Consider the following 10,157-nt stretch of genomic DNA (forward strand, 5'->3'; position numbering starts at 1 on the left):
CGAGCCGCTTTATCGGCATCCGAATACGGTCGTGCGTGAACTTGTCGTGGTGGACGGGGACGTTCGCACCAAGCCCGTCGCAGTCAAGAATTCGACAAGTGCACGAACGTCAAAATAGACAAGACTCCGCTTCCGATGGGGGGGGATTCCTGACGCGTTTGAGCAAGGGACGGACCGCCGCAACTACATGGCGCATGTCTGCAAATCCCATCCAGCACAATCACTCCAAAACAAGCGGTGGGTTGGCGCAATCGCTTCCAAGAACGCCGTATCGTGCGACACCGCTACCATCGCACCGGGATACTGCTTTAGCGCTTGCTCCAGCGCCTGCGCTGACGTGATATCCAGGTGGTTCGTGGGTTCATCAAGCAGCAGTAATTGTGCGGGCTGTTTGCGCCACAATGCACAAGCCAGGGTGGCTTTGACGCGTTCACCGCCGCTCAAGGTTTCCGCAGGAGCATCGACCAGCGCAGGGCCCAACCCCAGCAACGCCAGGCGGCTGCGTAGCTCGCCTTCGGGCAGGGATGCGCCTAGTGTTTCCAGCGTCTTCAATAAGGACTGACCCAACGGTAAACCCGTTGCACGCTGATCCAGCATTGCCGTGGATACACGTACGTCACACGTTCCTTGTTTGGCGTTGATCTCGCCAGCCAGCATCGACAACAGGGTGCTTTTTCCGCACCCATTCGGTCCGTGGACAGCCAGGCGAAAAGGGCCGCTCAGGCTAAGCGTCAACGCCTGCGCGTTTGCAGGGTAGGGAGGCACGGCGTTTTCCATGTGCAGGACGCGTCGCCCGCCTGGGACGACGGTTTCTGGCAGGGCCAGTGCCACACCCGGTGCCGCGAGCACGCGCGCTGCGGCTTGCTTGACGGCATCGTCAAGTGTCGCCGCCGTTTGCTGTCGGCGCAGGCGTTCGCGGCCGGCATGGCCTTCGGCGTTCGCCTTCTTCATGCCCAGCAGGATGGGCGCCTGGTTGGAGGCGCGCGCCTGGCGGGCGTTACGCGCGCTGCGTTGCAGTTGGGCGTCGTGTTGTTGCCGCAACGCGCGCAGGCCGGCTGCGCGTTCGTTGCGGGCATGCGCAAGTGAGGCGTCGGCGGCGGCGGATTGCAGGTTGCGCTGGGTGCGGTAGGCGCTGTAATTGCCAGCATGGCCGGTGAGCGTGCCGCGGTCCAATTCGACGATGTGTTGCATGGCGTTCAGCAAGGTGCGGTCGTGGCTGACGACAATCAGGCCGCCGCGCCACGTGCTGATTTTTTCCATGAGCCAGCCGCGCGCCCGCGCATCCAGATGGTTGCTGGGTTCGTCTAACAGCAGACCGTCTGCACCTTGCAGCAGGGCGCCTGCAAGTGCGACGCGGGTCAGTTCGCCACCGCTTGCGGCATGGGCGGGATGGTCTGGCGCCCAGCCCGGCAGGCCCGCGTCGGCAAGCATTCGGCCCCAGTCGTCTTCAATCCGCCAATGGCCATCGGCCAAATCGAAATCCGCTGGGTTGGTGCTTCCGGCTGCGATGTTGGACAAGGCGAGCAGAATGTCGCCTATGCCAGCCACCTCGGCCAACGTGGCGCCGGGCTCATGGGTATGGCTCTGCGCCACGTAGGCAATACGCCCGTGGCATTCGACACGGCCAGTCTGCGCGGACAGGCTGCCTTGCAATATGCGCAACAGCACGGACTTGCCTGTGCCGTTGCGCCCGATCAACCCGTGGCGTGCCACGGCAAAGTCATGGCTGACGGCGTCCAGCAGGACGCGGCCATCGGGCAGCGCGTAGCTGAGGTGGTGCAGGTTGATGAAAGAGGCAGCCGCGGACGGCTGAGACTGCGCCTTGGCTGGCGCGAACGAGGACTGGGCCATGGAAAGCTCTCCGGGTCGGTGAGACGCCTTGTCCGCGTGGTGCGACAAGGAGGATCAGGAGGAGGGCTTAAAGAATCATGGCCGGTCGGGGCTCCGCGATGGGGACGAATGGAGAGTTCGAGCCGGAGGGCTCGGGAAAGTTCCCATTATGGCCTGGCTTGCGATCCGACGCAGGCAGGCCACGGTTGAGGGAAGGGCATCAGCCCTCCAGCATTCTGAGGTCAGGCGGCCGGTTCTCGATGATCGCTTCCATGGCGAAAAACCCGGTCACCGTCGACAACTCGAAATCCGTGATCAGCTTCTGGTAGAACCGGTCGTAACCCGCCATGCCGCGGCAGACCACCTTGATCAGGTAATCCCAGTCTCCACCGATGCGATAGAACTCAGTGACCTCCGGCAGGCGTTCGACGTGTTGGCGAAAGCCATCGGCCCAGGCCTTGGCATGGTGGCTGGTGCGGATCATCACGAACACCGTCAAGTCCAGGCCCAGCGCCACCAGGCTGACCTCTGCCCGCGTGCCGCGGATGATGCCGCAGGCATTCAAGCGTTGCAGCCGGCGCCAGCAGGCGTTCTGCGATAAACCCACCCGATCCGCCAGCTCGCGCTGGGACAGCGCGCCGTCCTTTTGCAGGCAGCTGATAATACTAAGATCAAGCTTATCTATTTTTTCCATTTGTTCGATCATTTGATCTGTTTTGACGAGTTTTACGCAAAATATCGGTGATGTTTCCTCATGCTGTTCCATCGTATGATATTTCGGTACTTACCGGAACCCGCACCCTCATGAATACGCCCGTCGCGACCAGCCCCGCCAAGCCCAGCCTCCTGCAGCAATTCCAAGACAGCCTGAAAGCCGGCGACGTCGCGGCGGCGCTCGCTGAAGGGCTCATCGGCAAGGACGCCGTGATTGAAGGCCCGTTCGGGGTCAAACCGCTGGTCTACGCCGACTATGTCGCGTCGGGCCGCGCGCTGATGCAGGTCGAACGCTTCGTCCTTGAACAAGTGCTGCCGTATTACGCCAACTCGCACACCGAAGCGTCTTATTGCGGCGGATTCATTACGCGACTGCGCCGCGAAGCGCGTGCCGTCGTTGGCCGTTGTTGTGGCGCGAGCGAGGCGCATGCGGTGATTTTTGCCGGCTCTGGCGCCACGGCCGGCATCAACCGGCTGGTGCACCTGTTCGGCGTGCACGCGGCCATCGCAGCGGGCCGTAAAGTCCGCGTGATCATCGGCCCGTACGAACACCACTCCAACATCCTGCCCTGGCGCGAATGCGGCGCCGACATCATCGAATTGCCCGAAAGCCCCGAAGGCGGACCGGATATGGCCGCATTGGCTGCCGCCTTGGAAGCGCCCGACGGCACCCTCGTCGTCTGCGCCTTGTCGGCCGCCTCAAACGTGACCGGCATTGTCGCGGACGTCCCTGCCATCACGCGGCTGGTCAAGCGGACGGGCGCAAAAATGCTGTGGGACTACGCGGGCGGCGCGCCGTACCTGTCCATCCAGATGTCGCCGGCGGCCGATGCGCAGATCGACGCCATCGTGTTCTCACCCCATAAATTCATCGGCGGCCCGGGCGCTTCCGGCGTGCTGATCCTGCGGCACGACGCCGTGGTCGAGACCGCGCCCACGTGGCCGGGCGGCGGCACCGTCAAATTCGTGTCGCCTGCCGGCCACGATTACAGCGGCAGCCTGGAATCCCGCGAAGAAGCGGGCACCCCCAACGTGGTCGGCGACATCCGCGCCGCGCTGGTCCTGCTGGTAAAGGAAGCGTTGGGCGCCGATTTCATGCGGCAACGCAACGCCCGCTTCGTGCAGCGGGCGCTTGCCGCCTGGCACGGTGTTGAACACCTGGAATTGCTGGGGTCGCTGACGGCAAGCCGTCTGCCGATCTTTTCCTTCCGCGTGCGTAACGGCAAGGGCGGCTTCGTGCATCAGCAACTGGTGACCCGCATGCTGAGCGACCGCTTCGGCATCCAGGCCCGCGGCGGCTGCGCCTGCGCCGGGCCCTATGTGCATCGCCTGCTGGACATCGACGAAGCCCAGTCGCAACAGATGCGCCAGGCCATTCTTGATGGCCGCGAAATCGAAAAGCCCGGGTTCATCCGTCTGAATTTCAGCGCGCTGCTGTCCGATGCCAAGGCGGATTTCATCCTGGAATCGGTGCTGGCGCTGGCCGCGGACGCCGCGGATTTCGAAGGCCTGTATGGCTTTGACCCCAGCCGCGCCATCTTCTTCCCGAAAAGTGCAGAGCTGGCCGTCGCGGCCTGATCAGTCTTTCATCTGCGGGCCGCAAGTGCGGATCCAGGCGGCCTTCAGGTCGGTCAGGTCGTCGGACGCCCGGGTCAGCGTCTTGACCACCTGATCCGAAAAGGCCACGCCCTGGCGGCGGCAGGCCTCGAAGTCGTCGCTGAGCGCAAAACGCGCATCCAGCAAGTCCAGGCGGCCCTGGCACAGGTCGCGATTCAGTTGCAGATCGTTGGACGCTTCGCGCGTGCGCTGGATGTCTTGCGCGCGTTTGACGCTGGCCAGCCCGGCGTCGATCCGGGCCACGCAGTCGTCTGCGGCTTGCGCGGACGCGCCCGCGAAGGCGGTAATGATCAGGAGGGCGGCCAGCGGCCGGCGGTGCGATGCTGCCATACGGTAAGACCTTGGTATTGCGCTGAAGATGCTCCGCATCATAACTGCTGCGAAAACGCGTCCCCATGTTGCGGCGCGGGCGCCGCCACTGCATGGAAAACCAGTATGGCAAATCGCCTGAACACGTCTACCATCGCTAACAGGTCAACGATCCCGAAGATCCAATCCGGCAAGGAAATTGGACGCGCATCCGGCTGAAGTTCTGTTTTATCAACACGTCAAGTTGGAGATGAAAGAGAATGGCGAACACGCTCATCAAAGTCGATCTTGAACAGTCCCCGTACGAGAACAAGCAGATCCATAACCGGTGGCATCCCGACATCCCGATGGCGGTGTGGGTCAAGCCCGGCGACGATTTCGTGCTGGAAACCTATGACTGGACCGGCGGCGCGATCAAGAACGACGACAGCGCCGACGACGTGCGCGACGTGGACTTGTCCACGGTGCATTTCCTGTCGGGTCCGGTGGGCGTAGAAGGCGCCGAACCCGGCGACCTGCTCGTCGTGGATCTGCTGGATATCGGCGCCAAGCCCGACAGCCTGTGGGGCTTCAACGGCTTTTTCAGCCGCAACAACGGCGGCGGCTTCCTGACCGAACATTTTCCGCATGCGCAGAAATCCATCTGGGATTTCCACGGCATGTTCACGTCGTCGCGCCACATCCCGGGCGTGAATTTCGCCGGCCTGATCCATCCCGGCCTGATCGGCTGCCTGCCCGACAAGAAATTGCTGGACACCTGGAACCGGCGCGAGCAGGCGCTGATCGACACCAACCCGAACCGCGTGCCGCCGCTGGCGAATCCGCCGGCGCCCAAGACGGCGCACATGGGCGCGTTGCAGGGCGCCGAACGCGATAAGGCCGCAGGCGAAGGCGCGCGCACGGTGCCGCCGCGCGAACACGGCGGCAACTGCGACATCAAGGACTTGTCGCGCGGCGCGCGCGTCTTCTTCCCGGTCTACGTGAAGGGCGGCGGCTTGTCCGTGGGCGACCTGCACTTCTCGCAAGGCGATGGCGAGATCACCTTCTGCGGGGCCATTGAAATGGCGGGCTGGGTGCACATGCGCGTGACGCTGATCAAGGGCGGCATGGAGAAGTACGCCATCAAGAATCCCATCTTCAAGCCCAGCCCGATCACGCCCGCCTACAAGGACTACCTGATCTTCGAAGGCATTTCGGTGGACGAGACCGGCAAGCAGCATTATCTGGACGTCAATGTGGCGTACCGTCAGGCGTGCCTGAACGCCATCGAATACCTGAAGAAGTTCGGCTATTCGGGCGCCCAGGCCTATTCGCTGCTGGGTTGCGCGCCGGTGCAGGGGCATATCAGTGGGGTGGTCGATATCCCCAACTCGTGCGCGACGCTGTGGCTGCCGACCGAGATCTTCGACTTCGATATCCAGCCCTCGGCGTCCGGGCCCATCAAGCACATCAAGGGCGGGGTGGACATGCCGCTGTCGCGCGACCGCTAGGAGAGCCAACGATGCCCATGTATGACTACGCCTGCGCGGATTGCGGTGAATTTACGGCCTTGCGGCCGTTGGCGCAATGGCGCGATCCGGCGGGTTGCCCGCAATGCGGCGCGATGTCCGGTCGCATCATCGGCGGGGCGCCGGCGATTTCGGCGCTGTCGTCCGCCGTGAACCGGGCGCGCGCTGTCAATGAACGCAGTGCGAACGAGCCGCGCAGTTCGCGTTCGGGCCATGGCATGAACTGCGGATGTTGTTCCGGCGGGCGTGCTTCCGGCAAGACGCGCACCACGTCTGACGGTGCAAAATCATTCGCGGGCGCAAGGCCCTGGATGATCAGCCACTAGGCAGGCGGGTGAACCTCAAGCAAAGGGCCGGATTGTCCGGCCCTTTTTCGTTGAAGGTCGTAGGATGAGGGCAGCTGTTCAAGCCTCCAGCGGCGCGACCGCGGCGCCCTGGATCTTGTGCCGCGCCAATGCGTCTGCGACGAAGCCGGACTTCTTCATGGCTTCGACGAAGGCGGCCAGGTAGGCGCTGGCCTTGTCGCCGCGGCTCTTGGGCACGCCCATCGCCTGGCGGATCAGCATGAAGTGGCCGTCCAGCAGGCGCAGCCCGCCCAGGCGCTGTGCGTCGCCTTCCAGCTGCTGCTTGACGCCTGCCGCCACTTCCATGTTCTCTTTCAGGAACGTGTCCACGACGGCGGGAGACGTCGGTGCGCGGAAAATCTCGGCCTGTTTCAGTTCGCGCGTCAGGTACAGGTCGTAGGCGCTGCCCTTGCCGACCACCACGCGCAGGCCCTTGCTGTCGACCTGGTCCATCGCGGTGATGGGGGAGTCCTGGCGCACCAGATAGGCGCCTTCGATCACGACATAGGGCGCGGTGAAAGCGATCTGTTCCCCGCGCAGCGGGTCAATGGCGAAAAAGCCCACGTCCGCCTGTTCGGCGGCCACGGCGTTCACGGATTCTCCGGCGGACTTGAACACCACCAGCTCCAGCTTCACGTCCAGGCGCCGCGCCAGTTCCGTGGCCAGGTCCACCGACACGCCGCCGGGCTGGCCGGTTGCGGGATCGGCGTTGGCCAGGATGGGGTTGCCCAGGTTGATGGACGCGCGCAGCGACCCGGTGGGGGCGAAGGCGGAGAGCAGCTCGTGGTCGGTCTTCATGGCTTCCTTGGGGTTGGGCGCCGCGCCGCCGGGCGCAGGCGATTCCGGAAGAATAGCCGCAAGCCCGGGGCTTGCGCGATGCCTTATTGCGCGCGCCGCAGCACGTAATGCGGCGCCAGCGGGCCGGTCGGGCGCGTGCCGTCGCGATACAGCATGGTCACCTGGTTTTCGCCGACGAAGTAGCGCTGGCTGTCGCCGGATGCGTCCAGCCGGATGGTGCTGCCGTCGGATTCCCAGCTGAATGTGCCCGTGACGATCTCGGGTTGCGGTTCGCGGTCCAGGTATTGGGTCTGGCGTTCGTAGCGGTCATCCTTGAACAAGGTCAGCCGGGTCTTGATGCCGGGGCAGTCGGCGCAGGGCAGCGTGCCATCGTAGCTGCCGGGCCAGTCCAGCGCGTTGCGCGCGGTGTGGCCGTCGGCCGGGGTATCGCGGGCGTCATGGGACTTGAGCGGGGCGCAACCGGCAAGCAGGGCAAGGCTCAGGGTGCAGGTCAGGGTGGTTTTCATCATGGCGAGCTCCTGTTGGAATACGGGTCCACGATACGGACAGTAACGGGGGCATGCTGAAACGGGATGTAAAGCGTGGCGGAAATCTGCGCTACGCTTGACGTCTTTCCCGCCGCAACGGCGCTGAACCCCGAGCCATCATGACGAAAGCGAAAGGCGAACACCACTACACCGTCACGGTGAACTGGACCGGCAATACCGGCACCGGCACCTCCAGCTACGCGGCCTACTCGCGCGACCACGTGATCCAGGCCGAAGGCAAACCCGATGTGCCCGGTTCGTCAGACCCGGCGTTTCGCGGCGACCCGGCGCGCTGGAACCCGGAAGACATGCTGGTGGCCTCGCTGTCCGCCTGCCACAAGCTCTGGTATCTGCATTTTTGCGCGGTTGAAGGCATTACGGTTGAAGCCTACCGGGACGAGGCGCACGGCGTCATGGCCGAGGACCCGGCGCGTGGCGGCGCGTTCACCCGCGTCACCTTGCGTCCCGAGGTCACCATCCGCGCGGGCGACGACGCGGCGCTGGCCGCCGAATTGCACGACCGCGCGCACCACTTCTGCTTCATCGCGAATTCCGTGAATTTTCCGGTGCATTGCGAACCCCGCATTGTGTCCGCGCAATGAGTGCGGCTTGCGGCAAGACGACGATCTGTGGCCGGCGCAGTTCCTTCAATGTGCAGAAAGTGTTGTGGCTGGCGGGCGAGCTGGGGCTGAATTATGAACACGTGCCGGCGGGCGGCCAGTTCGGCCTGTTGGACACGCCGGCGTTCCTGGGCATGAATCCGCACGGCAAGGTGCCGGTGCTGCGTGATGATGACGTGACCGTCTGGGAGTCGCACGCGATCCTGCGCTATCTGGCCGCGCGGCATGGCGATTCCACGTTCTGGCCTGTACAGCCAGCGGCCCGCGCACGCGCGGACGGCTGGATGGATTGGGCGCAGACCGCGTTGCAGCCCGCTTTCCTCGTGGGCGTGTTCTGGGGTTATTACCGCACGCCCGAGGCTGCGCGCGATACGGCCGCGATCGCGCGCAGCCTCGAGGCCACGCATGCGTGCTTGCGCAAGCTGGACGAGGCGTTGGCGGACCAGCCCTATCTGAGCGGCGCGGCATTGGGCCTGGCGGACGTGCCCGCTGCAACGTCGCTCTACCGTTACTACGAACTGGATATTCCGCATCCCCCGTTGCCGCGCGTGCGTGCCTGGTACGACCGGCTTCAGGCGCGGCCGGCGTATCGCGAGCATGTGATGGTGCCGTTCGGTGAGTTGCGCGGCCGGCTGGAATTCTGATGGGCGGGGTGGGGTAGACTTCCCCGCACTCTCTGAATGTGGATGGCCATGACAACCGCTTTGATCGTGATCGATGTGCAGGGCGCCCCGCTGAAGCGGCGCCCCAAGTCCGATGGATCCTGAACTCCTTACCTTGCTCGTCACCCGGGACATGCCTTTCGGCAAGTACAAGGGGCGGCTCATCGCCGACCTGCCCGGCCCGTATCTGGCCTGGTTCGCGCGCAAGGGGTTTCCGCCCGGCGAACTGGGCCGCCTGCTGGCCTTGATGCACGAGCTGGACCACAACGGCCTGTCGTCCTTGCTGGCGCCGTTGCGCAAGTCCCGGCCCGCCGCAGCCAAGCCCTAGCGGCCGAAACGGCGGGAAACAACTCCGGCTGCCGTTGTAGCGTCTTGGCACGTTACCCGCCGGCGCAGGGCGCTACGATAAGGCGGCTCGCCCGGGGCGGGCCACCACGCTTGCGCCCCAGGGCGATTGCTTATACGAACAGAGGTCGCCATGAAGAAACACACCCTTTCCGCCTTCCTGTTTGCCGCCTTGTGCGCGGCCGGCGCTGCGCAGGCGCAGAACGCCCCGCCCGCCACGCAGGAATACCAATATCCCAGTTTGCCCTCCAAGGACGGCAGCCAGTCGCCGCCGTCCACCCTGCGCATGACGGTCACGCCGGCGCCGGGCGCGGCGCCCGCAGTCATCCGGGATACGGCGGAAAGCCAGGCTCAGTACGTGCGTTGCCGCGAGGTCTCGGACCGTGCCGCGGTGTCGAATGCGCAGATGCAGGCCGGCGTGGCGCAATGCCTGAAAGAGCTGGAGCAGCGCCGCCAGCAGTAAGGGCAGCGCCGGGCCGGCGGCAGGGCCGGCTTTCCGTTCTGGTCAAACGGTAATAATATTCAATCTCATCAACTCTTCCCGCCCACAATCGGCGGCCGCCTCCTTGACCGTGCCCGCGACCCGCCCCGACCTTGACTGGACCGTATCCGCCGCCACGCCTGCGATGTCGTTGGCGGGCGGCACACTGTGCTTCGGCCAGGCCGAGCGGGTGCATGAACACCTGGACCCCGGGCTGAAACTCGTGCTGGTGCTGGACGGCGACCTGCGCTACAGCGTGCGCGGGGCGCCGGCCACCCAGGTGAGCGGACCGTCGTTGCACATGAGCCTCTGCCAGGACGCGATGGGCATGGAACACGAGTTCGGCGCCGGCAGGGCGCTGCGGTTCGTGTCCCTGCGCACCAGCCTGGACCAGTTGCGCGG

12 protein-coding genes and 1 pseudogene are annotated in these 10,157 nt (G+C 64.8%); 8 read left to right on the plus strand and 5 right to left on the minus strand.

The window, feature by feature from the left end; translation table 11 throughout:
• Positions 1 to 183 precede the first annotated feature (183 nt).
• Positions 184 to 1,851 carry an ABC-F family ATP-binding cassette domain-containing protein gene (locus ACO6D5_RS23805; RefSeq protein ID WP_485826745.1) on the minus strand — a complete coding sequence of 556 codons (1,668 nt, stop codon included), beginning with the start codon at positions 1,849 to 1,851 and terminating at the stop codon, positions 184 to 186.
• 199 nt (positions 1,852 to 2,050) lie between these two features.
• Entirely contained in the window at positions 2,051 to 2,536 is a 486-nt protein-coding gene (locus ACO6D5_RS23810) for an Lrp/AsnC family transcriptional regulator (protein WP_006225785.1), read from the minus strand.
• A 98-nt stretch (positions 2,537 to 2,634) separates the two neighbouring features.
• Between ACO6D5_RS23810 and ACO6D5_RS23815 the strand changes: the two genes are divergently transcribed.
• Complete coding sequence (locus ACO6D5_RS23815; RefSeq protein WP_485826746.1) at positions 2,635 to 4,122, plus strand: aminotransferase class V-fold PLP-dependent enzyme; 1,488 nt, start codon at positions 2,635 to 2,637, stop codon at positions 4,120 to 4,122.
• Here ACO6D5_RS23815 and ACO6D5_RS23820 read toward each other — a convergent pair whose 3' ends face one another.
• Positions 4,123 to 4,491, minus strand: a complete 369-nt coding sequence (locus ACO6D5_RS23820) for a hypothetical protein (RefSeq protein ID WP_485826747.1) — start codon at positions 4,489 to 4,491, stop codon at positions 4,123 to 4,125. It lies immediately after the preceding gene.
• Between the two features lie 239 nt (positions 4,492 to 4,730).
• Between ACO6D5_RS23820 and fmdA the strand changes: the two genes are divergently transcribed.
• Both fmdA and ACO6D5_RS23830 read left to right on the plus strand, forming a co-directional pair.
• The gene (fmdA, locus tag ACO6D5_RS23825; protein ID WP_006225362.1) at positions 4,731 to 5,960 is read left to right on the plus strand and encodes a formamidase; all 1,230 of its coding nucleotides are present in this window, start codon (positions 4,731 to 4,733) and stop codon (positions 5,958 to 5,960) included.
• 11 nt (positions 5,961 to 5,971) lie between these two features.
• Positions 5,972 to 6,304 (plus strand): FmdB family zinc ribbon protein, encoded by a 333-nt coding sequence (locus tag ACO6D5_RS23830; protein WP_315529496.1) that lies wholly within the window; start codon positions 5,972 to 5,974, stop codon positions 6,302 to 6,304.
• 78 nt (positions 6,305 to 6,382) lie between these two features.
• Here ACO6D5_RS23830 and ACO6D5_RS23835 read toward each other — a convergent pair whose 3' ends face one another.
• Together ACO6D5_RS23835 and ACO6D5_RS23840 are read right to left on the minus strand one after the other, a co-directional pair.
• Positions 6,383 to 7,120, minus strand: coding sequence for an ABC transporter substrate-binding protein (locus tag ACO6D5_RS23835; protein WP_485826748.1), 738 nt, complete (start codon positions 7,118 to 7,120; stop codon positions 6,383 to 6,385).
• 83 nt (positions 7,121 to 7,203) lie between these two features.
• A complete protein-coding gene (locus ACO6D5_RS23840; RefSeq protein WP_315529494.1) occupies positions 7,204 to 7,629 on the minus strand; it encodes a copper resistance protein NlpE N-terminal domain-containing protein in 426 nt (141 codons plus the stop codon).
• A 137-nt stretch (positions 7,630 to 7,766) separates the two neighbouring features.
• On the opposite strand from ACO6D5_RS23840, the gene ACO6D5_RS23845 reads away from it, so the two are divergent.
• From ACO6D5_RS23845 to ACO6D5_RS23865, 5 genes and pseudogenes are all read left to right on the plus strand, one after another.
• The gene (locus tag ACO6D5_RS23845; protein ID WP_315529493.1) at positions 7,767 to 8,249 is read left to right on the plus strand and encodes an OsmC family protein; all 483 of its coding nucleotides are present in this window, start codon (positions 7,767 to 7,769) and stop codon (positions 8,247 to 8,249) included.
• Complete coding sequence (locus tag ACO6D5_RS23850; RefSeq protein ID WP_485826749.1) at positions 8,246 to 8,911, plus strand: glutathione S-transferase family protein; 666 nt, start codon at positions 8,246 to 8,248, stop codon at positions 8,909 to 8,911. Before ACO6D5_RS23845 ends, ACO6D5_RS23850 begins: the two co-directional genes overlap by 4 nt.
• Positions 8,912 to 9,023: 112 nt before the next feature.
• Positions 9,024 to 9,257, plus strand: a complete 234-nt coding sequence (locus ACO6D5_RS23855; RefSeq protein WP_315529490.1) for a DUF3820 family protein — start codon at positions 9,024 to 9,026, stop codon at positions 9,255 to 9,257.
• 150 nt (positions 9,258 to 9,407) lie between these two features.
• On the plus strand, positions 9,408 to 9,737 hold the full coding sequence (locus ACO6D5_RS23860) for a hypothetical protein (RefSeq protein WP_006225370.1): 330 nt from the start codon (positions 9,408 to 9,410) through the stop codon (positions 9,735 to 9,737).
• 109 nt (positions 9,738 to 9,846) lie between these two features.
• A pseudogene (locus ACO6D5_RS23865) lies at positions 9,847 to 10,157 on the plus strand (helix-turn-helix transcriptional regulator); the annotation flags it as partial.

The sequence above is a fragment of the Achromobacter sp. genome, from assembly GCF_057314935.1.

What these genes read in the sequence shown, in the direction of transcription:
- ACO6D5_RS23805 (WP_485826745.1), bottom strand. Translation starts at nt 1,851, where the DNA reads ATGGCCCAGTCCTCGTTCGCGCCAGCCAAGGCGCAGTCTCAGCCGTCC.
- ACO6D5_RS23810 (WP_006225785.1), bottom strand. Translation starts at nt 2,536, where the DNA reads ATGATCGAACAAATGGAAAAAATAGATAAGCTTGATCTTAGTATTATC.
- ACO6D5_RS23815 (WP_485826746.1), top strand. Translation starts at nt 2,635, where the DNA reads ATGAATACGCCCGTCGCGACCAGCCCCGCCAAGCCCAGCCTCCTGCAG.
- ACO6D5_RS23820 (WP_485826747.1), bottom strand. Translation starts at nt 4,491, where the DNA reads ATGGCAGCATCGCACCGCCGGCCGCTGGCCGCCCTCCTGATCATTACC.
- fmdA (WP_006225362.1), top strand. Translation starts at nt 4,731, where the DNA reads ATGGCGAACACGCTCATCAAAGTCGATCTTGAACAGTCCCCGTACGAG.
- ACO6D5_RS23830 (WP_315529496.1), top strand. Translation starts at nt 5,972, where the DNA reads ATGCCCATGTATGACTACGCCTGCGCGGATTGCGGTGAATTTACGGCC.
- ACO6D5_RS23835 (WP_485826748.1), bottom strand. Translation starts at nt 7,120, where the DNA reads ATGAAGACCGACCACGAGCTGCTCTCCGCCTTCGCCCCCACCGGGTCG.
- ACO6D5_RS23840 (WP_315529494.1), bottom strand. Translation starts at nt 7,629, where the DNA reads ATGATGAAAACCACCCTGACCTGCACCCTGAGCCTTGCCCTGCTTGCC.
- ACO6D5_RS23845 (WP_315529493.1), top strand. Translation starts at nt 7,767, where the DNA reads ATGACGAAAGCGAAAGGCGAACACCACTACACCGTCACGGTGAACTGG.
- ACO6D5_RS23850 (WP_485826749.1), top strand. Translation starts at nt 8,246, where the DNA reads ATGAGTGCGGCTTGCGGCAAGACGACGATCTGTGGCCGGCGCAGTTCC.
- ACO6D5_RS23855 (WP_315529490.1), top strand. Translation starts at nt 9,024, where the DNA reads ATGGATCCTGAACTCCTTACCTTGCTCGTCACCCGGGACATGCCTTTC.
- ACO6D5_RS23860 (WP_006225370.1), top strand. Translation starts at nt 9,408, where the DNA reads ATGAAGAAACACACCCTTTCCGCCTTCCTGTTTGCCGCCTTGTGCGCG.